The sequence below is a fragment of the Nonomuraea sp. PA05 genome, assembly GCF_008086045.1.
GTDB classification, from domain to species: Bacteria; Actinomycetota; Actinomycetes; order Streptosporangiales; family Streptosporangiaceae; genus Nonomuraea; species Nonomuraea monospora.
The window spans coordinates 194,353-215,591 of sequence record NZ_VSEY01000012.1 but is presented as its reverse complement, the minus strand read 5'-3'; the positions used below and the strand labels follow the sequence as shown (position 1 = coordinate 215,591).

General features: G+C 73.3%; 16 protein-coding genes. 12 read left to right on the top strand and 4 right to left on the bottom strand.

The window, feature by feature from the left end; genetic code table 11:
* Positions 1-23: 23 nt before the first annotated feature.
* Entirely contained in the window at positions 24-1,847 is a 1,824-nt protein-coding gene (locus tag FXF51_RS20810) for an ABC transporter ATP-binding protein (protein ID WP_262379699.1), read from the bottom strand.
* Positions 1,848-1,992: 145 nt separating this feature from the next.
* On the opposite strand from FXF51_RS20810, the gene FXF51_RS20805 reads away from it, so the two are divergent.
* Positions 1,993-3,081, top strand: coding sequence for an alpha/beta hydrolase-fold protein (locus tag FXF51_RS20805; protein ID WP_148436176.1), 1,089 nt, complete (start codon positions 1,993-1,995; stop codon positions 3,079-3,081).
* 43 nt (positions 3,082-3,124) lie between these two features.
* Here FXF51_RS20805 and FXF51_RS20800 read toward each other — a convergent pair whose 3' ends face one another.
* Entirely contained in the window at positions 3,125-4,078 is a 954-nt protein-coding gene (locus FXF51_RS20800) for a methionyl-tRNA formyltransferase (protein ID WP_148436175.1), read from the bottom strand.
* A 112-nt stretch (positions 4,079-4,190) separates the two neighbouring features.
* Between FXF51_RS20800 and FXF51_RS20795 the strand changes: the two genes are divergently transcribed.
* The 3 genes from FXF51_RS20795 (at position 4,191) to FXF51_RS20785 (ending at position 7,689) form a co-directional block, all read left to right on the top strand.
* A complete protein-coding gene (locus FXF51_RS20795) occupies positions 4,191-5,507 on the top strand; it encodes a lysine N(6)-hydroxylase/L-ornithine N(5)-oxygenase family protein (RefSeq protein WP_148436174.1) in 1,317 nt (438 codons plus the stop codon).
* Between the two features lie 90 nt (positions 5,508-5,597).
* On the top strand, positions 5,598-6,878 hold the full coding sequence (locus FXF51_RS20790) for a cytochrome P450 family protein (RefSeq protein WP_262379698.1): 1,281 nt from the start codon (positions 5,598-5,600) through the stop codon (positions 6,876-6,878).
* A gap of 37 nt (positions 6,879-6,915) precedes the next feature.
* Positions 6,916-7,689, top strand: coding sequence for a DUF6544 family protein (locus FXF51_RS20785; protein WP_148436173.1), 774 nt, complete (start codon positions 6,916-6,918; stop codon positions 7,687-7,689).
* Positions 7,690-7,738: 49 nt separating this feature from the next.
* Here FXF51_RS20785 and FXF51_RS20780 read toward each other — a convergent pair whose 3' ends face one another.
* Entirely contained in the window at positions 7,739-9,304 is a 1,566-nt protein-coding gene (locus tag FXF51_RS20780) for a polysaccharide lyase family 1 protein (protein ID WP_148436172.1), read from the bottom strand.
* Positions 9,305-9,523: 219 nt separating this feature from the next.
* On the opposite strand from FXF51_RS20780, the gene FXF51_RS20775 reads away from it, so the two are divergent.
* From FXF51_RS20775 to FXF51_RS20740, 8 genes are all read left to right on the top strand, one after another.
* Positions 9,524-12,277, top strand: a complete 2,754-nt coding sequence (locus FXF51_RS20775) for an ATP-binding protein (RefSeq protein WP_148436171.1) — start codon at positions 9,524-9,526, stop codon at positions 12,275-12,277.
* 90 nt (positions 12,278-12,367) lie between these two features.
* Positions 12,368-13,687, top strand: coding sequence for an MFS transporter (locus FXF51_RS20770; protein ID WP_148436170.1), 1,320 nt, complete (start codon positions 12,368-12,370; stop codon positions 13,685-13,687).
* A 75-nt stretch (positions 13,688-13,762) separates the two neighbouring features.
* Positions 13,763-14,980: a low temperature requirement protein A gene (locus FXF51_RS20765; RefSeq protein WP_222871387.1), complete on the top strand. Its 1,218-nt coding sequence runs from the start codon at positions 13,763-13,765 to the stop codon at positions 14,978-14,980.
* A 100-nt stretch (positions 14,981-15,080) separates the two neighbouring features.
* Complete coding sequence (locus tag FXF51_RS20760; RefSeq protein WP_148436169.1) at positions 15,081-16,472, top strand: amino acid permease; 1,392 nt, start codon at positions 15,081-15,083, stop codon at positions 16,470-16,472.
* Positions 16,473-16,515: 43 nt separating this feature from the next.
* On the top strand, positions 16,516-17,781 hold the full coding sequence (locus FXF51_RS20755) for an arginine deiminase (RefSeq protein WP_262379697.1): 1,266 nt from the start codon (positions 16,516-16,518) through the stop codon (positions 17,779-17,781).
* Positions 17,782-17,804: 23 nt separating this feature from the next.
* A complete protein-coding gene (argF, locus tag FXF51_RS20750; RefSeq protein ID WP_262379705.1) occupies positions 17,805-18,818 on the top strand; it encodes an ornithine carbamoyltransferase in 1,014 nt (337 codons plus the stop codon).
* A gap of 1 nt (position 18,819) precedes the next feature.
* Positions 18,820-19,764, top strand: a complete 945-nt coding sequence (locus FXF51_RS20745) for a carbamate kinase (protein WP_148436168.1) — start codon at positions 18,820-18,822, stop codon at positions 19,762-19,764.
* Entirely contained in the window at positions 19,761-20,252 is a 492-nt protein-coding gene (locus FXF51_RS20740; RefSeq protein ID WP_148436167.1) for an Ohr family peroxiredoxin, read from the top strand. Before FXF51_RS20745 ends, FXF51_RS20740 begins: the two co-directional genes overlap by 4 nt.
* Positions 20,253-20,295: 43 nt before the next feature.
* Here FXF51_RS20740 and FXF51_RS20735 read toward each other — a convergent pair whose 3' ends face one another.
* Positions 20,296-21,150, bottom strand: coding sequence for an alpha/beta fold hydrolase (locus FXF51_RS20735; RefSeq protein ID WP_148436166.1), 855 nt, complete (start codon positions 21,148-21,150; stop codon positions 20,296-20,298).
* Positions 21,151-21,239 lie beyond the last annotated feature (89 nt).

The window sequence follows — 21,239 nt, the reverse complement described above, 5'->3', positions numbered from 1 at the left end:
TTCGGTAACCTCCATCTGATCGCCTAGCCGGCGTCTCGCCACGCCCGCCACAGCCGCGCGTAGCGGCCGTCCAGGGCGACGAGCTCCTCATGCGTTCCCTGTTCCACCACGCGGCCCGCGTCCAGCACGGCGATGCGGTCGGCCGCCATCGCCTGCGTCAGCCGGTGCGCCACGAACAGCGCGGTACGCCCCCGGCACGCCGCCAGCACGGCCCGCTCCAGCTCGGCGGCGCCCTGGCTGCCCGCCTCCGCGGTCGACTCGTCCAGCACCACCACCGGCGCCCGGCCCAGGACCAGCCGGGCCAGCGCGAGCTGCGCGACCCTGGTGCCGTCCAGCCGCTCGCCGCCCTCGCCGACCACCGTGTCCAGCCCGCCGGGCAGCGCCGCGGCCCACGTGCCCGCGCCCGCCGTGCGCAGCGCGTCCCACAACTCGGCGTCCGTCGCCTCCGGCGCGGCCAGCCGCAGGTCGTCGGCGAGCGAGCCGGAGAACACGTGCGTCTCCTGCGTCAGGATGCTCGCCAGGACACGCGCCCCTGCCTCGTCCAGGTCGGCCAGGTCGGTCGAGCCGATGCGCACCGACCCGGCCTGCGGGGTGCCGATGCCCGCGATCAGCGCCGCCAGCGTCGACTTGCCCGCGCCGGTCGCGCCCACCAGCGCGAGCGAACGGCCCGCCGGGATCTCCAGGTCCACGTCCAGCAGGACCGGACGCTCGGACCCGGGGTAGCCGAACGTCAGCCCCTCCACCTTCACGGGGTACGGCCCGGCGCCCGCCGGCGTGACGGCCGCCTCGCCCACCAGCCGCTCCTCGGTGGACTCGCTCAGCACCCCGACCAGCCGGGTCAGGCTCGCGCCCGCCTTCTGCGCCTCGTCGAAGGTGAACATGATGGCGCCCAGGGGGTTGAACAGCCGGTGGAACAGCAGCGGCGCCACCGACGCCTCGCCCAGGGTGACGGCGCCGGCCTCCAGCAGCACGTACCCCGTCACGATGATCAGGACCAGCCCGATGAACTCGGCCCGGTTCTCCCTGCCGACGAACCGGCCGAAGAAGCGGAACACCTCGATGCCGAGATCGCGCACCCGCCACGACTCGCGGGCGACCCGCTCGCGGAAGACGCCCTCCAGCCGGTAGGCGCGCACGGTGTCGATCCCGTTCAGCCCGCTGATCAGCGCCTGCGCGCGGTCGGCCTGGGCCTCCCGCTGCGCCCGGTAGAGCGGCGCGGAGCGGGGCAGGTACCAGCGCAGCGCCAGCGCGTACGCGGGCAGCGCCCCCGCGCCCGCCAGCCCGAGCCGCCAGTCCAGCCCGAACATGCCCACCGTGGCGACCGCGACCAGCACCCCCGAGGACAGCACCGTGGGCACGGCCTGCCGGATGCCCTTCGACACCACGGCCACGTCGTCGCCGACCCTGGACAGCACGTCGCCGTGCCCGACCTGCTCGATCCGGGCGCTCGGCATGCCGAGCACGGCCCGTACGGCGCCTTCCCGCAACCGCGCCAGCATTTCCGCGCCGAGCCGCCCGATCAGGTACGCCGACGCCGCGGTGGCCGCCGCCCCGAGCAGCGCGGCAGCGACCAGCAGCACCCCGATCGTGACCAGGATCGACTGCGGCTCGCCCGCCGTCACCCCGTCCACCACCCGGCCGAGCAGCAGCAGGGGCAGCACCTGGAGCGCCGCGCCGGCGACCGTGGTGAGCGCGGCGGCGGCCGTCAGCCACGGGGCCTCACGGCAGGCGGCGACGACCCAGCGGGTGGCCTCGCGGCCGCTCGCCGTGGCCAGGATCGCCGGGGCCCGGGTCTCTACGGCGCTCACATCCACGCCGCGGCGGACGGCGCCACCGGTGATCGCCACGGGGGCGTCGTCACAGTCGTTGCCTGGTAGAGCATCCGGAGTCCCTCGCTGTCCGCTGCACACTCGCCGAGCCAGGGAAACCGTAACATGCTGATATTAGGTAAGGCTAACCTTGCTTAACGCTACGACCGTAAGGACGGGCCGCATGCACGACACCTTCGCCGAATTCGACTTACCCGGCGAACCGGGCACCGACGCGTTCTGGGCGGCCGCGGCCTCACCCGCGTGGGCGCCCGACGGCGCGGGCGGCTGGACGGCGCTGTTCCTGTGGCGCGGATCATCCGCGACTCTCGACTTCGAGAGCTGGTCGCCGCCCGTCCCGCTGCGCCGGTGGGGCGACACGGACTGCTGGTACGCCGAGGTGGCGGTGCCCGCGCGGCTGCGGGTCACCTACCGCCTGCGCGCCGGAGACGCCGCCTGCGCCGACCCGCTCAACCCGGTGGGCGCGGGCGGCGACCTGTCCATCGCCGCCGCCCCCGACGCGCCGCCGCAGCCGCACTGGGCCGCCGTCGGCGCCGCCGACGTCCTGCCGCTCCCGCCCGCCCGCCTGCGCTGGACCAGCGAACGGCTCGGCGGGCGGCGCAGCGTGCGCGTGCACCCGGCGGGCGGCGGCGGGCCGGTCGTGCTGCTGCTGGACGGGGACGACTGGCTGTACCTGCACCCCGCCATGACCGCGTTCGACTCGGCCGTCGCCGCGGGGGACCTGCCTCCCGTCACGCTCGTCTTCGTGCCCGCCAGGGACAGGGAGGCCGAGTTCGCGTGCAGGCCCGAGCTGTGGGAGGCGATCAGGGACGAATTGCTGCCGCTGGTGGCGGGCTGCGGGGTGCCCGCCTCGCTGCCGCGGATGGTGGTCGCGGGGCAGAGCCTCGGCGGGCTGAGCGCGATGTACGCGGCGCTGGAGTTTCCCGGGCTGGTCACGGGGCTCGCCTGCCAGTCGCCGTCGTTCTGGTGGGGGCCAGGCGTCGCCGGCCTGGCTGACCCGATGGACGGCCCGGCCGGTGGCGCCGTCGCGGCACGCCTGCGGGAGCGGCCTGACTTGTCCGGGTTGCGGGTGGCGTTCGACGTGGGGGAGCACGAGGGGCGGATGTTGCCGCACTGCGAGCTGGTCGAGAGCCTGGCCGGGCAGGCGGGCGCGACGGTGCGGGTGTCGCGCTCGCCCTCGGGGCACGATCGGGCGGCCTGGCGGCACGCGCTGCTGCGGGACGTCGCCTGGGTACTCACGGGCGACGCCTAGGTGGCGCGCGGCGGCCCGGGGCCGTCGGGCCGCCGCGCGGCTCTCAGGTGGCGGGGTGGCGGGTCAGGTAGCCGCCCATGGTCCTGAACACCTCGGTGGCGGGCAGGCTCGTGCCGTCCTCCGTACGGACGCGCTCGATCACCAGCCCGTGGCTGCGCCCGCGACGGGCGTCGGCGCCCGCGACGATCACCACCCCGTCGCCCTCGCGGATGAACACCCGCCCCGGCGTGCCCCCGTAGATCCCCCGCGACACCGACGCCTTGAGCACCCGGATCCGCTCGCCCCGGTAGTGCGTGAAGGCGTTCGGATACGGGTCGGACTGGGCGCGGACCAGGCGCTCGATGTCCTCGGCCGGCCAGTTCCAGTCGATGTTGCTGTCCTCGATCGAGCGCTTGTGGAAGAAGCTGGCCTTCGACCTGTCCTGCGGCGTCCAGGCGGTCCGGCCCGAGGCGATGAGGTCGAGGGCCTCGGTGACGATCGGCGCGATCAGGTCGACCGTGCGGTGGAACAGGTCGGTGGCGGTGTCCTTCTGGCCGACGGGCACGGCCCGCTGCACGACGATGTCGCCGGCGTCCAGCTCCTCGTCCATCATGTGCGCGGTGACCCCGACCTCCTGCTCGCCGTTGATCAGCGCCCAGATCAGCGGGGAGAAGCCGGCGTAGGCGGGCAGCAGCGAGTCGTGCACGTTGAGGGTGCCGTGGCGGGGGAGGTTGAAGATCTCCGGCGGGATCCAGGTCCGCCAGTTGTTGGCGACGATGAGGTCCGGCTCGGCCTCCTTCAGCCGGGCCATGAGCTCCTCGTCGTCGGGCCGGTTGCGCAGCAGCACGGGGACGTCGTGCGCCAGTGCCAGCTCGGCCACCGAGTCGCTCCAGATCCTCTCGTAGGCGTGCTCGCTCCTGGGGTGCGTGACCACCAGCACGACCTCGTGCGCGGAATCCAGAAGTGCCTGGAGCGTGCGATGACCCCAGGTCTGGTAGCCGAACATCACGACCCGCATGGTGCCTCCTTGTCGGGGCGATCGGATTAGGTTAGGCTCACCTTAATTAGGCCAGGCTAACCTAATTTGGGCAAGGTCTCCACCCCTGTTTCGTACCGGCGGAAAGGCGTTCATGTCCTCAGCGGAGCAGCACGTCCACGACCTCGTAGGCATCGGCTTCGGGCCGTCCAACCTCGCCCTGGCGATCGCGCTACGGGAACGGCAGACGCGGACGGGCGACCTGCTCGACGCGGTGTTCCTCGAGAAACAGCCCGCCTTCGGCTGGCATCGGGGCATGCTGCTGGAAGGCACGACCATGCAGGTGTCCTTTTTGAAAGACCTGGTCACCATGCGAAATCCGACCAGCGAATTCAGCTTTCTCTGCTATCTGCAGGACAAGGGCCGGTTGCCCGACTTCATCAACCACAAGACGATGTTCCCGTCCCGCGTGGAGTTCCACGACTACCTCGAATGGGCGGCGGCCCGTTTCGCCGAGCAGGTCGAGTACGCCTCCGAGGTCGTCGCCGTCACCCCCGTCGAGTCGGCCGGCACGATCGAGCTGCTCGACGTGGTGGTCCGGCAGGGCGACGGCACGCTGGTCACCCGCCGCACCCGCAACCTCGTCCTCGCCGCCGGCCTCGAACCGGTCCTGCCGGACGGCATGGTGAGCGACGACCGCGTCTGGCACAGCGACGAACTCCTCGCCAAGCTGCCCGCGCTGCGCGACCCGCGCAGGATCGTGGTGGTCGGCGCGGGACAGAGCGCGGCCGAGGTGACCGAGCACCTGCACGGCGCCTTCCCCGAAGCCGAGGTGTGCGCCGTCTTCGCCAAGTACGGCTACACCCCCGCCGACGACAGCTCCTTCGCCAACCGCATCTTCGACCCCGTCGCGGTCGACCACTTCTACTCCGCGCCCGACGAGGTGAAGACGCGGCTGCGCGACTACCACGCCTCCACCAACTACTCGGTGGTCGACCTGGACCTCATCGACGAGCTGTACCGCCGCCACTACCAGGAGAAGGTCCAGGGCAAGGAACGGCTGCGCATACTCAACGCCTCCCGCCTCGCCGACGTCGAGCGCGACGAGGACGGGCTGCGGGTCACCGTCGAGTTCCTGCCCACCGGCGAGCGCACCCTGCTGGAGACCGACGTCATCGTCTACGCCACCGGCTACCGGCCGTCCGACCCGCTCACCCTGCTCGGCGAGGTGGGGCGGCTCTGCGAGCGGCTGCCCGGCGGCGGCGTGCGGCTGGACCGCGACTACCGGGTCGTCACCTCCCCGGCGCTGCGCTGCGGCGTGTACGTCCAGGGCGCCAGCGAGCACACGCACGGGCTCACCTCGACCCTGCTGTCCGCCACCGCCGTCCGGGTGGGCGAGATCGCCGAGTCGGTGGCCGACCGGCTCAGGAGCGGCAGCCTCAGCTCCTACCTGCTCTCACGCTCCACCTGACCCTCCCTGTGGACCGGCGGGCCCCTCGGGCGGACAATCGCGAGGGGCGCTCGCCGTGTCCGGCGGACGCGTGACGCATGGAGGGCCGGCATGGAGGGCCGCATGGAGGGGCGCGCGGAGGGCCGCACGGAGGGCCGTACGGAGCAGGCCGCCGCTGACCGGCCCTTCGTCCTCGATCCCGCCGGGCGCGACATCCACGCCGAGGCGGCACGCCTGCGGGCGCTCGGCCCGGCCGTACGCGTCGAGCTGCCCGGCGGCGTGCCGGCCTGGGCGGTGTGCGGACAGGAGCCGCTGCGGCGGCTCCTCACCGACCCGCGGGTGTCCAAGGACGCGCACCAGCACTGGGCCGCCTGGATCGACGGCGAGGTCACCGCCGACTGGCAGCTCGTCGCGTGGGTAGGCGCACGCAACATGTTTACCGCCTACGGCTCCGACCACCGCCGGTTACGCGGGCTCGTCTCCAGCGCCTTCACCGCCCGGCGCACCGCCGCGCTGCGGCCCCGGATCGAGGAGATCGTTTCCAGGGCGCTGGACGAGCTGCCCGGCGACGAGCCCGTGGACCTGCGCGCGCACTACGCGTACCCGATCCCGGTGCACGTGATCTGCGAGCTGTTCGGCGTCACCGACGACGACACCCGCGAGCGGCTGCGCCGCTGCATCGACGCCTTCTTCCACACCGCGGCCGATCCGCGTGAGGCCGCCGAGGCGTACCCGCGCATCCAGCACATCCTGCGCGGGCTGATCGCCGAGAAGCGGCGGAACCCCGGCGACGACCTGTCCTCGGCACTGATCGCGGCCCGCGACGGGGGCTCCCGGTTGTCGGAGGACGAGCTGGTGGACACCCTCTCGCTGTTCCTCAGCGCGGGCCACGAGAGCACGGTCAACCTCCTCGACAACGCCGTCTTCGAGCTGCTCACCCACCCGGACCAGCTCGGCCTCGTCCGCGCCGGCCAGGTCACCTGGGCGGCGGTGATCGAGGAGACCCTGCGCCACCAGGCGCCCGTGGCCAGCATCCCGCTGCGCTACGCCGTCGAGGACATCGACCTCGACGGCGTCACGCTGCGGGCCGGTGAGGCGATCCTCGCCTGCTACGCGGCGGCCGGCCGCGACCCGCTGGTGCACGGCCCCGACGCCGGCCGCTTCGACGTCACCCGCCCGGTCAAGGACCACCTCTCCTTCGGCCACGGCGCCCACCACTGCGTGGGCGCCCCGCTGGCCCGCATGGAGGCGATGGTCGCGCTGCCCGCGCTGTTCGACCGTTACCCCGAACTGGCCCTGGCGGCCGAGGCGGGCCCGCCGGCGCCGATGGAGTCCTTCATCTCCAACGGGCACCGCGCCCTGCCCGTCCGGCTCGGAAAGGCAAGCCGATGACGACCACCACGCGGATCCAGACGCAGGGGAGCCGGCCATGACCGTCGTCCTCGCCCCGCCCCGCCTCACCGAGCAGGCCCGCCAGGACTGGGACCTGCTGCAACGCCCCACGCGGCGGCCACCCGCCTTCGACCCCGACCTGGCCGGGCTGCTGCCGGAACCGGCGCGACGCTGGCTGCTGCACGCCATCGAGCCGGGCACGCCCCTGCTGCGGGCGGTCGTCCTGAGCATGCGGGGCACGATCAGGCTCGGCGAGTGGCACCGCTTCCACGCCAATGAGGCCCTGCTCCCGCTGGAAGGCTACGTCTGGGCGGGAACCGCCTCGCTCGGGATGACGTCGGTGCGCGGCCTCGACCGGTACCGGGCGGGAGCCGGTGAGACCCGCTGGCGGATGTTCGGCGCCTTCCCGATGGTGACGGGCGGCGGGCCCGACGTCACCCGCGGCGCCGCCGGGCGGCTCGCCTGCGAGCTCGTCCTCGCGCCCGCCGCCGCGCTCGATCCGCGCGTCCGCTGGAAGGCCCTGGACGAGCGCCACGCGGTCGCCGCCATGCCGATCGGCGGTGAGGACCACGAGGTGACGCTGGCCGTCGCGCCGGACGGGCGGCTGGACAGCGTCACCACGACCCGGTGGGGCGCTCCCGGCGGCACCGCCTACCACGAGCATGCCTTCGGTATGGAATGCGTCGAGGAGGGGACGTTCGACGGGTTCACGATTCCCGCCCGGGTCCGCGGCGGGTGGTGGCCGGGGACGGAGAGATGGAGGGACGGCGAGTCCATCCACTTCGCCCTGGACGACGCGCTGTTCCGCTGAGCGAGGGGCGACGCCCGGCCCCGCGGTCACGGCGGGCCCGGGCGGTCGCTCATCCGGCGTAGGTCTCGAACTCGGCGATCCTGGGCGCGGCAGACGAGCCCGTGATCCTGAAGGTGATCTTGCTGAGCGACGCCGGGGTGAACGTGATGGTCCCGGCCCCGCTGCCCGATTTGAGCACGGCCCCGTTGCCCGCGTTGAGGAGCTGCCACGCTCCGATGCGGCCCTCCGCCCCGGCCGCCTCGCGGATTACGACCCTGGAGACGGTAGTGGCGGAGCCCCACTTGATCGAGATGTCACCGGTCGAGCCCGACGGCGACCAGTAGGTGCTCAGGTTGCCGTCCCGCACGTTGCCGTAGCTCGTCCCGTCGGCCTTGCTGGAGCCGTCCGAGCCGGCTCCGATGCTGAGGTTCGTCCCACCGGGCGTGGGCGTGACGGTCGGGGTGACGGTCGGTGTGACGGTCGGGGTGACCGTGGGCGTGACGGTGGGGGTCGGCGTCTGCGGCGTGCAACTGCCGTTCGACACCTGCAAGCCCTTGTTCGCCCCGGCCGTCTGCCGCACGACGGCCGGCACGCAGCTCGCCCCGTCGAGCGTGTAGGAGTAGGGGACGCTGACCGAGGTGTTGGACTGCGGGTTCGGCCCGGCCGGGTTGTTCTCGCTGCCCGGGGCCGACCAGGTCACGTTGTCGAAGATGTTCCCGGCGACCTGCCAGTAGCCCGCCTCGCTGGTGTAGAAGGTGCCCAGGACGTCCTTGGAGTCCTTGAAGTAGTTGTTCTCCACCTTGGCGCGCGCCCCGGCCCGGGAGTTGATGCCCGACTCGTGCAGGCTCACGTAGGAGTTGTTGTAGATGTGCGAGACGCCGCCGCGCAGCAGGGGCGTGCGGGAGTCGATGTTCTCGTACAGGTTGTGGTGGAAGGTGACGTAGCCGTTGGACAGGTCGCTCTCGCTCGAACCGATGAGCCCGCCGCGCCCCGAGTTGCGCAGGATGCTGTAGGACAGCGTCACGTACTGGGTGTCGTCCTTCATGTCGAAGAGGCCGTCGAAGCCCTCCGACTCGCCGCCGGAGGCCTCCAGGGTGGCGTGGTCGACCCACACGTTGCGCACGCCGCTCTCCATGCCGATGGCGTCGCCGCCGTTCGACGTGGGCGAGCCCGACTTCTTGACGTTGCGGATCGTCACGTTGCGGATGATGATGTTGCTGGCCTCCCGGATGTGGATGCCGAGCTGGTCGAAGACGGCGCCGCCGCCGACCCCGATGATGGTGACGTTGCTGATCTGCTTGAGCTCGATCACCCCTGCCGCGGTGTTGCAGCTCCCGCCCGACACCTTGGCGGTGTTGCCGTGGTTGATGGTGCCCTCGACCTCGATGGTGATCGGGGTGCTGCTGCTGGCACGGCCGCACAGGGCCGCGTGGATCGCGGTCCCCGTGGTGGCGCGCACCGTCTGGCCGCCGGCGCCGCCGGTCGTCCCGCCGTTGCTGCTCGCGTAGCCGGTGGCGCCGTCGGCCGCCGCCGACGCCTGCGTCATCGGTAAGGCCACGGCGGCGGTGCCGACCGCCGCCGCGGCGGCCACCGCGGCCAGCACCGCGTGGACTCGTGACGCGACTGCTCGTCTCATCCCTGGTTCACCTGCTCCTTCGACATCGAGCGCCTGCAGCGACACCGTAGGAAAGCGCTTTCCTCACTGTCAACGCGCCGTGAAACTTTCATCGGGCACCCCTGGGGACACTAGGGACCCCCACCAGGGTCACCCGGAGGCGACCGGGGGGTCGCCCCGGGCACAGTACGAACGTCGGCGGCGGGCGTCCGACAGCGGGCCGAGGGGTGGTGAGTCCGGGTGCGGCTGTACGGCCGGAGATTCGAGTGCGAGAGGCTGGACGAGCTCGTCGCCACGGTGCAGACCGGGCGCGGCTCCAGTGCCGTCCTGGTGGTGCGGGGCGAGGCGGGCGTCGGCAAGACGGCCCTGCTGGAGCACACGCGCGACAGCGCGGCAGGCTGCCGGGTGGCCTGCGCGACGGGCGTGGAGTCGGAGATGGAGCTGGCCTTCAGCGGGCTGCACCAGCTCTGCGCCCCGTTCCTGGACCGGCTGCACCGCCTGCCGCAGCCGCGCCGCCAGGCCTTGGAAGCGGCGTTCGGGCTGAGCGCGGCCCCGCCGCCCGATCGGTTCCTGTTCGGGCTGGCGGTGCTCGGCCTGCTCGCCGACGTCGCCGAGAAGGAGCCGCTGATCTGCCTCGTCGACGACGCCCAGCGGCTGGACCAGGTCTCCGCGCAGACCCTGGCGTTCATCGCGCGCCGGCTGCTCGCCGAGCGGATCGGGCTGGTGATCGCGGTACGTGAGCCCGGCCTGCGCGCGGAGCTGGCGGGGCTGGCGCGGCTCGACGTGGGACGGCTGAGCGACGCCGACGCCCGCGCCCTGCTCGACTCCATGACCCCCGGCCGGCTCGACGCGCGCGTCAGGGACCGGATCGTCGCCGAGGCGCAGGGCAACCCGCTGGCCCTGCTGGAGCTGCCCAGGGGCCTGGCGCCGGCGGACCTGGCCGCCGGTTACGGCCTGCCCCACGCGCCGTCGCCCGGCCGGGCCGAGCGCGGCTTCCTGCGCCGCGTCGAGTCGCTGCCCGCCCCGACCAGGCAGTTGCTGCTGGTCGCGGCGGCCGAGCCGGTGGGCGACGTGACCCTGCTGTCCAGGGCCGCCCAGACGCTGAGCATCGACGAGGGCGCCGCCGCGCCGGCCGAGTCGGCGGGGCTGATCACCCTCGGGACGCGGGTGCGCTTCGTGCACCCGCTGGTGCGTTCCGCCGCCTACCGGGCGGCCACCCCGGAGAGCCGCCAGTGCGTGCACCGGGCGCTGGCGGACGCGATCGATCCGCGCGCCGACCCGGAACGCCGGGCGTGGCACCTGGCCAACGCCACCGCGGGAACCGACGAGACGGTGGCCGCCGAGCTGGCCGGCTCGGCCGAGCGGGTGCGGGCCCGCAGCGGGATCACGGCGGCGGCGGCGTTCCTGGAACGGGCCGCCCAGCTCACCCCCGACCCCGCCAGGCGCGGGGGCAGGGCGCTGGCCGCGGCCCAGGCCAAGTACCTGGCCGGCGGGTACGACGACGCCCTCGGCCTGCTCGACGCGGCCACCCTCAGCCCGCTGAACGAACACGAACGCGCCCGCGCCCGCCTGCTGCGCGGCCAGATCACCTTCGCCTCCACCAGCGCCGGCGCCGCCCTGCCGCTGCTGCTCGAAGCGGCAGGGCGGCTCGAACCGCTGGACCCCGGGCTGGCCCGCGAGTCCTACCGCGACGCGCTGCACGCGGTCATCACCGCGGGCGGCCTGCCGGACGGCCCGAGCCTGGCCGACGTCGCCAGGGCGATCCTGGCCGCGCCTCCCGGCCCCGCCCGCGAACGCGAGGACCTGCTGCTGAACGGCCTGGCCCTGATCGCCACCGAGGGTTACGCGGCAGGCGCGCCGATGGTGCTGCGCGGCCTGGACGCCTTCCGCGCCGGCCCGGTCTCCACGGAGGAAGGGCTGGGCTGGCTCCCCTTCGCCTGCCGCCTGGCCCACAACGTGTGGGACTTCGACGGCTGGTCGGCGCTGTCCGCCCGCCTGGTGGACCTGGCCCGCGAGACGGGAGCGCTGGCGATACTGCCGGAGGCCCTCCTGATGCGCGTGTCGAACCGGGCGCTGGCCGGCGACCTCGCCGACGCCGACACGCTGCTCGCCGAGGCGCAGGCGATCGGCGAGGTAACCGGCAGCCGCTTCCTGGCCCGGTACACGGCCCTGGTGTTCGAGCCGCTGCGCGGCCGGGAGAGCGCGACCCGCCAGGCGATCAGAGCCGTTACCCGGGAGACCGCACTGCAGGGGGAGGCCAAGGCGGAGACCGCCACCCAGTGGGCGACCGCGGTCCTCTGCAACGGCCTCGGCCGCTACGAGGAGGCCTACGCCGCGGCCGAGCGGGGCTGCGGGCACCCGCAGGAGCTGGGCGGGGCGCTCATCCGGTCGCTGATCGAGCTGGTCGAGGCCGCGGCCAGGACCGGCAGGCCGGTGCAGGCGGCCCAGGCCGCCGCGCGGCTCGACGAGCTGGCCGGGGCCAGCGGCACCGACTGGGCGCTCGGCACGTCCGCGTGCGTGCGCGCCCAGGTCAGCGAGGGCCCGGCCGCCGAGGACCTGTACCGGGAGGCGATCGAGCGGCTGGGCCGCACCGAGGCGCGCGTCCCCCACGCCCGCGCCCGCCTGCTCTACGGCGAGTGGCTGCGCAGGGAGAACCGCCGCGCCGACGCGCGCGAGCACCTGAGCGCCGCCTACGAGGCGCTGAACAGGATGGGCGCCGAGGCGTTCGCCGAACGCGCCCGCCGCGAGCTGCAGGCCACCGGCGAGAAGGTGGGGCGGCGCACCGCCGAGGTGAGCGCGACGCTGACCGCGCAGGAGGCGCAGATAGCGCGCCTGGCCGGCGACGGGCTGACGAACCTGGAGATCGGCTCGCAGCTCTTCATCAGCCCGCACACCGTCGAATGGCACCTGCGCAAGGTGTTCGTCAAACTCGGCATCGTCTCCCGCAAGCAGATCCGCACCTGGCTGGTCGAGGAGGACTCGGCCACGGCCTGACACCCCCGCCGCTGGACGACGAGGGTGCGCGTCACGCAGACTGATCCGCCCAACCGATTCCCCTGTCACTCCCGTCAGAAGGATCCCCCCATGTCCGACGGTTCACCAAGCTCGCGTCAGAGCAGACGCGCCACGATCGCCTCGTTCGTCGGCACGGCACTCGAGTGGTACGACTTCTTCATCTACGGCACCGCCGCGGCCCTGGTCTTCGGCACGTTGTTCTTCCCCGAGTCCGACGGCGCGACCGGGACGCTGGCCGCGTTCGCCACGTTCTGGGTCGGCTTCCTGGCCCGCCCGATCGGCGGCATCCTCTTCGGTCACCTCGGCGACCGGCTCGGCCGCAAGAACGTCCTGGTCATCACCCTGGTCCTGATGGGGACGGCCACCACGCTGATCGGCGTCCTGCCCACCTATGAGTCCATCGGGTACGCGGCGCCGCTGCTGCTCGTGCTGCTGCGCGCCCTCCAGGGCATCGCGGTCGGCGGCGAGTGGGGCGGAGCCGTCCTGATGGCCACCGAGAGCGCCGGCCAGGGCCGCCGCGGCCTGGCGGGCATGTGGGTGCAGCAGGGCTCGCCCGCCGGCTCCCTGCTGGCGACCTTGGTCTTCGTGGTGGTGGGGCGGCTGCCCGACGGCGCCTTCCTGGAGTGGGGCTGGCGCGTGCCGTTCCTGCTGTCGGCCGTCCTGGTGGTGTTCGGGCTGGTGGTGCGGCTCACCGTCAGTGAGTCCGCCGAGTTCTCCGCCTCGCGCGAGACGGAGCCGCCCGTCCGGCTGCCCATCGTGACGGTGCTGCGCACCTCGTGGCCGCTGGTCGCCCTCGGCGTCGGGGCCAGCGCGCTGGGCATCTCCGCCGCCTACTTCACCAACACCTTCCTCGTGTCGTGGGCCACCACCGCCCTGGGCGTGCCCCGGCAGACGATGCTGGACGTGCTGCTGATCACCGCCATCGTGCAGTTCCTGTGGCAGCCCGTCGCCGGGCTGATCGCCCACAGAGTCGGCGCGCTGCGCGTCATGACGGGCGCCCTGGCGGGGAACATCCTGGTCGCCGTCCCGATGTTCCTGCTCATCACGACCGGCGACGGGCCGATGATCGCGATCGCGCTCGCGCTCAGCGTGGTGACAGGGGCGTCGTACTACGCGCTGCTGGCGGGCTTCCTGGCCCAGGCGTTCCCGGTACGGGTGCGCTACACCGGCATCTCGCTGTCGTACCAGCTCTGCAGCACCATCATCGGCGGCTCCACCCCGCTGGTCGCGCAGTGGCTGCTGACCAGCGGCGGCGGCAGCCACTGGCCCGTCGTCGGGCACTACGTCGCGCTGCTCGTCCTGACGCTCGGCTGCGTGCTCGCGCTCGCCCGCCGCACCGGCTTCGAGCGCCGGCCCGCCGCCGCGCCGCCCGTCCTGGCCAATTCCTGAGAGAAACCGTCACGAAGCCGGGCGCCTGTCCTGTCTTACCGGGAGACCACCCCACGCAGCGACAGGATCGACATCTTGCCACCCGCCAGAATCCGGCTCCGCATCCGCATGAGCGCGCGTCCCGTCGACGAGCCGCACCGCGTCTCCAGCCAGCTGGAGCTGCTGTTCGACCTCACGTTCGTGGTCGCGGTCGCCGCCATCACCGCCCAGCTCGCCCACCAGGTCGTCGAAGGACACGCGACGGACGGCATCGTGCCGTTCCTCCAGGTGTTCTTCGCGATCTGGTGGGCGTGGATGAACTTCACCTGGTTCGCCTCGTCCTACGACACCGACGACGTCGCCTACCGGGTGCTGACCATGGTGCAGATGGCCGGCGTGCTGGTCCTGGCGGCCGGCGTGCCGGCCGCCGGCGAGCACACCGACTACCGGTTCGTCACGCTCGGCTACGTGATCATGCGGATCGGGCTGGTCGCCCAGTGGCTGCGAGTCGCCGCCGAGGACCCGGCGCGGCGGCGCACCGCGCTGCGTTACGCCGGCGGCATCACCCTCTTGACGGTGGCCTGGGTGTACCACTCGTGGCTGGCGCCGCTGAGCATCGAGCTGCCGCTCTTCCTGCTCCTCGCGGCGCTGGAGCTGGCCGTGCCGCTGTGGGCGGAACGGGCCGAGCCCACCACCTGGCACCCGCACCACATCGCCGAACGGTACGGGCTGTTCACGATCATCCTGCTCGGCGAGAGCGTGCTCGCCGCGTCCAGGGGCGTGGCCAGGGCGCTGGAGTCGGACGCGGTCAGCGGCCCCTTCATCATGGTCGCCGTCTCCGGGCTCGTCGTGCTGTTCGCCCTGTGGTGGCTGTACTTCCTGGTGGAGGCCGGTGAAGGGCTGCGCGGGCGGCGCGACCGCTCCTACCGGTGGGGGTACGGCCACTACGGCATCTTCGCAGCCCTGGCCGCGCTCGGCGCCGGTCTGGAGGTCGCGGTCGAGCAGAGCGGGCACGCCGTCGCGGCCACGCCGCTCACCGTCGCCTACGCCGTCGCGATCCCCGTCGGCCTGTTCCTGCTGCTGCTGTGGGTGGTGCACACGCCGATCGAGCCCGAGTCCGTCATCCACCCCGCCGTGATCGCCGGGTGCGCCGTCGTCGTCCTGGTGCTGCCGCCGGCGGTGACGTGGATCGGGGTGCACGGCGTGGCCACGGCCATCGCGGCGGCCTGCGTCCTGGCGGTGGCGATCACGATCGCCCTGAGCCCGTCCCGCGAGCCCGCGCGCACCCACCGGCCGTCCAGGGCCGCCCGCTAGCCAGCCCCGGTCCCGCCTGCCCCCGCGCTGTCACAGACGTGCGGGGCCGCCCGGTCCAAGTGAGCGAATCGATCCCCACCCGCTACGAGAGAGGTGGATCATGAGCGTTTCCCACCGCCGGGCCCCGGCCCCCGGCGCACCCCCGGCGCCCCCGGACGACGAGCCGGAGCCGGGCGGCAGGTTCGGGCTCGGCACGGCCTCGGCCCTGGTGGTCGGCTCCGTCATCGGCACCGGCGTCTTCGCACTGCCGTCCGCCCTGGCGGTGTTCGGCCCGATCTCGCTGGTGGCGTTCGGGCTCGTCACCATCGGCGCGATCGCGCTGGCGCTGACGTTCCGCGGCCTCGCCGAGCGGCTGCCCGGCGCGGGCGGCCCGTACGTCTACGCCCGCGACGCCTTCGGCGGCTTCGCCGGCTTCCTCATCGCCTGGAGCTACTGGATCACCGCCTGGGCGGGGAACGCGGCGATCGTCGTGGCCTGGGTCGGCTACGTCGAGGTGTTCTGGAACACCGGGCACGAGACCAGCTGGTCGATCGCCATCGCGCTGACCGGGCTGTTCCTGCCGGCGCTGGTCAACCTCATGGGGCTGCGCAGCTTCGCCGCGTTCCAGGTCGTCGCGACCGTGCTGAAGTTCGTCCCGCTGCTGTTCATGGCGACGGCCGGGCTGCTGTTCATCGACTCGGCGAACTTCGGCGAGTTCAACGCGGGCGGCACCTCCTGGCTCGGCGCGATCAGCGCGGCGGGCGCCATCGCCCTGTTCAGCTACCTCGGCATCGAGACCGCGTCGGTCGCCGCCGCCCGCGTCCGCGACCCGAAGCGGAACGTCGGCCGGGCCACCGTATTGGGCACCCTGGCCTGCGCGGGGGTGTACATCCTCGGCACGATCACCGTGTTCGGCACCGTCGCGCACGACGACCTCGTCGGCTCCAGCGCGCCCTTCACCGACTCGGCCAACGCGATCTTCGGCGGCGAGTGGGCGGGGGCCACGGTCGCGGCGGCGGCCGTCGTGTCCGGGTTCGGGGCGCTGGTCGGCTGGACGCTGATCACGGCCGAGATGCCGCGGGCCGCGGCGCGCGACGGGCTGTTCCCCGCCCGGTTCGCCCGGCAGAGCAGGGCCGGGGTGCCCGCGTTCGGGATCGTCGTCTCCACCCTGCTGGCGGCGGGGCTCACCGTCGTCAGCTACACCAGCTTCGAGCAGGTGTTCATCACCGTCGTGCTGCTGTCGGTGCTCACCTCGGTCGTGCCGTACCTGCTGTCCGCGGCGGCGCAGCTCTACTGGCTGGCCACCGACGGCAGGCGGTTGCGGGCCGCGCACCTGGCCCGCGACGTCACCGTCTCGGCGCTCGCCCTGGTGTTCGGGTTCTGGGCGCTGGCGGGCAGCGGCTACCAGGCCGTCTACTACGGGACGTTCTGCCTGCTGCTCGGCGTGCCGGTGTACGTGTGGGTCAAGGCCCGACGCGGCGCCTACGGCGAGATCCCGGTGGCGGCGTCATGACCATGAACCCCCACGTCCACGGCGAGATCCCGGAGTTGACCTGATGACCATGGACCAGGACGTCGCGCTGACCGTCGGCATCCACTCCGAGATCGGCGGGCTGCGCGAGGTGATCGTGCACAGGCCCGGCCGCGAGCTGGACAGGCTCACCCCCGAGAACGCCGCTGACCTGCTGTTCGACGACGTGCTCTGGGCCGACAGGGCCCGCCGCGAGCACGACGCGTTCGTCGAGGTGATGCGCGACCACGGCGTACGGGTGCACCTGTTCGCCGACCTGCTGGCGGAGGCGCTCGCCACGGAGGACGGCAGGCGCTTCGCCGTCGAGCGGATCTGCACCGACGAGCGGTTCGGGCGGGCACTCGCCTGGGAGCTGCGGGCCCTGTTCATGGACCTCGACCCGGTGCTGCTGGCCGGCTACCTGATCGGCGGCGTACTGAAGTCGGACCTCGACGTGCCCGGCAGGGCCAGCGTCACGTGGCAGAGCCTCGGCGACGACGACTTCCTGCTCACCCCGCTGCCCAACACGCTGTTCCAGCGCGACAACGCGGCCTGGATCGGCCGGGGCGTCGCCGTCAACCCGATGGCCAAGCCGGCCCGTAGCCGCGAGTCCGTCAACACCCGCACCGTCTACCGGCACCACCCGCTGTTCGCCGGCGCCGATTTCGCCACCGTCTACGGCGACGACGACCTCGGCCACGCCCCCGCCACCCTGGAGGGCGGCGACATCCACGTCCTGGCCCCCGGCGTCGTCATGGTCGGCATGGGCGAGCGCACCACGCCGATGGGCATGGAGGCGCTCGCCCGGCGGCTGTTCGCGGGCGGCCACGCCCACCGCGTCCTGGCCGTCGAGCTGCCCAAGGCCCGCTCGACGATGCACCTGGACACCGTCCTCACCATGGTCGACGTCGCCACCTTCGTCGCCTACCCCTACTTCGACCAGGACACCGCGCGGGTCTGGCTGCTCACCCCCGCCTGCGAGGGCAAGGGCGTCCGCGCCGAGCGCCTGCCGGGCCTGACCGCCGGCCTGCGGGAGGCGCTGCGGGACGACGGCGTCCGCGTCCTCACCGCGGCGGGGGACCGCCGTCAGGCCGAGCGGGAGCAGTGGAACGACGCCGACAACTTCCTCGCGATCGCGCCCGGCGTGGTGCTCGGCTACGAACGCAACACCGCGACCAACGCCATGCTGCGCGACCACGGCCTCGAGGTCATCCCGCTGGCCGGGAGCGAGCTCGGCCGCGGGCGCGGTGGCGCCCGGTGCATGACCTGCCCCGTCCTGCGTGACCCCGTGCCCGCGAAGGAGCCGAAGTGACCCGCACGCTCGAAGGAGCCGAAGTGACCCGCACGCTCAAGGGAGCCGGGAAGACCCGCTCGCTGCTCACCCCGACAGACCCCGGCCGCGACGGGTTCCTGGAGCTGCTCGACCGTGCCGCCGCACTCAAGCTGGCCAAGCGGGCCGGACGCGAACAGCCCGTGCTGACGGGCCGCAACATCGCCCTGGTCTTCGAGAAGAACTCCACCCGCACCCGCTGCGCGTTCGAGGTCGCCGCCTACGACCAGGGCGCCCACGTCACCTACCTCGGGCCGTCGGGCTCCCACCTGGGCAAGGAGGAGAGCGTCGCGGACACCGCGCGGGTGCTGGGCGCGCTCTACGACGGGATCGAGTTCCGCGGGTTCGCCCAGGAGACCGTGGCGGAGCTGGCCAGGCACGCCGGCGTGCCCGTCTGGAACGGGCTCACCGACGAGTGGCATCCGACCCAGATGCTCGCCGACGTCCTGACGATGCGCGAGCACCAGCCCGGCCCCGTCGAGGCGATCAGCTTCTGCTTCACCGGCGACGGGCGCGGCAACATCGCCCGCTCGCTGCTCGTCACCGGCGCCATGCTCGGCATGGACGTGCGGATCGCCACCCCCGACGAGCTGCGCCCGCCGGAAGCGCTGGTGAAGGAGGCCGAGCGGCTGGCGCTGACCAGCGGCGCCCGGGTGCTGGTCACCGGCGACCTGCCGGCGGCGCTCGACGGCGCCGCGTTCGTCCACACCGACGTGTGGGTCAGCATGGGCGAGGCCGACGCCGAATGGGACCGGCGCGTCCCGCTGCTCACCCCCTACCGGGTCACGCCGCAGGTCATGGCCGCCACCGGCCGTCCCGACACGCGGTTCCTGCACTGCCTGCCCGCCGTCCACGACACCACCACCGAGCTGGGCAGGCGGATCCACCGGCGCTACGGGCTCACCGGGGCCGAGGTCACCGGCGAGGTGTTCGAGTCGGCCGCGTCCGTGGTCTTCCAGCAGGCGGAGAACCGCATGCACACGATCAAGGCGCTGCTCGTCGCGGCGCTGGGGGAGTGACATGCTGCTCGTCGTCGCGCTGGGCGGCAACGCCCTGCTGGAACGCGGGGAACGCCCGGACGCGCTGGTGCAGCGCGAGCACGTGCGCGCCGCCGCCCGCGCGCTCGCGCCGCTCGCGGCCGAGCACACGCTGGTGCTCTGCCACGGCAACGGGCCGCAGATCGGGATGCTGGCCGTGGAGAGCGAGAACGACCCCGCGCTGACCCACCCGTACCCGCTCGACACGCTCGGCGCCCAGACCCAGGGCATGATCGGCTACTGGCTGGCGCAGGAGCTCGGCAACGCGGGCCTGACAGGCCCGGTCGTCACCATCGTCACCCGCACCCAGGTGGACGCGGACGACCCGGCCTTCCGCACCCCCACGAAGTTCGTCGGCAACGGCTACCCGGAGCTGACCGCCCGGCGGCTCGCCCGGGAGCACGGATGGAGCATCGCCAGGGACGGCCGCGACTGGCGCCGCGTCGTCGCCTCCCCGGCGCCCCGCGCCGTCGTCGAACTGCCCACGATCAGGCACCTCGCCGCCGCCGGGACCACCGTCATCTGCGGCGGCGGAGGCGGGGTGCCCGTCGTCACCCGCGGCGGGCGTTCGGAAGGCGCGCAGGCCGTCGTCGACAAGGACCTCACGGCGGCGCTCCTGGCCATCGAGCTGGGCGCCGACCGGCTCGTCGTGCTCACCGACGTGGACGCCGTACGGCAGGACTTCGGCACCCCTCGTGAACGGCCCCTGCTCCAGGTGGACGCCGCCGAGCTGGGCGCCATGCGCTTCCCCGCCGGGTCCATGGGGCCCAAGGTCGAGGCCTGCGTCCGGTTCGTCACGGCGACCGGGCGGCCGGCCGCGATCGGGGCGCTACGGGACGCCCCAGCGGTACTCGCCGGCACGGCAGGAACCGCCGTCACGGCGGCGCCGCTCGCGTCGGCACGGCTCTCTTCGAAAGGCATCCAGTGACAGACCACACCGCACCTGACGCCCCCGGCGGCTCCACGCTCGAACCCACGTTCAAACCGCTCTACGTCACGCGCGTCGCCGTCACCGGCGGCAGCTCCGCCCACGCCCGCGCCACCGGACGCGCCCGCTCCGCCGACGGCGCCCTCGCCCTGGAGCTGCGCATGCCCGAGGAACTCGGCGGCGACAACCTCGGCCCCAACCCCGAACAGCTCTTCGCCGCCGGGTACGCCGCCTGCTTCCAGGGCGCCCTCAGCATGCTGGCCCGCCAGCATCTCCTCGACCCCGCGCCGATCATCGTGGAGGCGACCGTCACCTTCGGCCGCGACCCGGCCGACGGCGGCTACCAGCTACGCGCCGACCTCGCCGTCACCTGGCCGGGCGTGGACCGCGACACCGCCACCCCGCTGCTCGCCCAGGCCACCGCGCTCTGCCCGTACGCCAAGATGGCCCGCCAGGGCATCCCGGCCACCATCAACCTGGCCTGCTGAACCCCGCGAGAGGGCACCGCCCGGTGCCCTCTCGCGGATGCCCCTACTGGACGACGCCCGCCCGCGCCGCCTGCTCGATCACCCGGGTGACCGTCCTCGGATCCGTCATCAGGCCGACATGCCCGGCGTCGTACTCGACGACGGTGGAACCGGCCCGCGCGGCCATCGCCCGCTGCGCGCCACGCGGGATGATCTGGTCCCTGGCGCCGATGACGTACCAGGACGGGATCGTCCGCCAGGCGGGGGCGCCGGACGGCTCGTTGAGCGCCCCGAGCGTGGCCGGCCGCTGCGTCGCCGCCACCAGCGCCTTGTCGGCGGCGCCCAGCCCGGTCGCGAACGACGCCAGCACGGTCGCCTTCTTCAGGTACAGCTCCGTGCCGGCGGTGGGCGGCAGGGTGGGAGGAACGAGGTCGAACACCGTCGTCGGATCAGGGACCGACAGCGCGGAGTCCGGCCCCGCCAGCTCCGTCGCCGACTCGCCGGCGTCGGGGGCGAACGCGTTGACGTACACCAGGGCCTTGACGCTCGCGCTGCCCGTGGCCGCATTCGTGATCACCGCCCCGCCGTAGGAGTGACCGACGAGCACGATCGGCCCGGCCAGCGTCGCCACGAACGCCTTCACGGACGCGGCGTCGCCCGACAGCGAACGCAGCGGGTTGGCCACGGCCCTGACCGTGTAGCCGTCGTCGTGGAGGCGGGCGATCACCCGCGTCCACGACGAGGCGTCCGCCCAGGCGCCGTGCACCAGCACGATGGTGGGCTTCGCCGTCTGCTTCCGGTCGTCCTGGGCGGCTGCCTGGGCCGGGCTGAGACCGGCCAGGAGGAGGGCGCCCGCCGCGATGAGGCCCACTGCGGTGCGGGGGGCTCTTCCGGTGCGGCGGGGTGCGTGGGTGGTCATCGATGTGGGCCCTTTCGCTTGGATGAGGCGGCTCCGGCGGACGGGAGAGCGGAGACGTGGTCGCGCCGGAGCCGCGGCCGGGGCGTGAC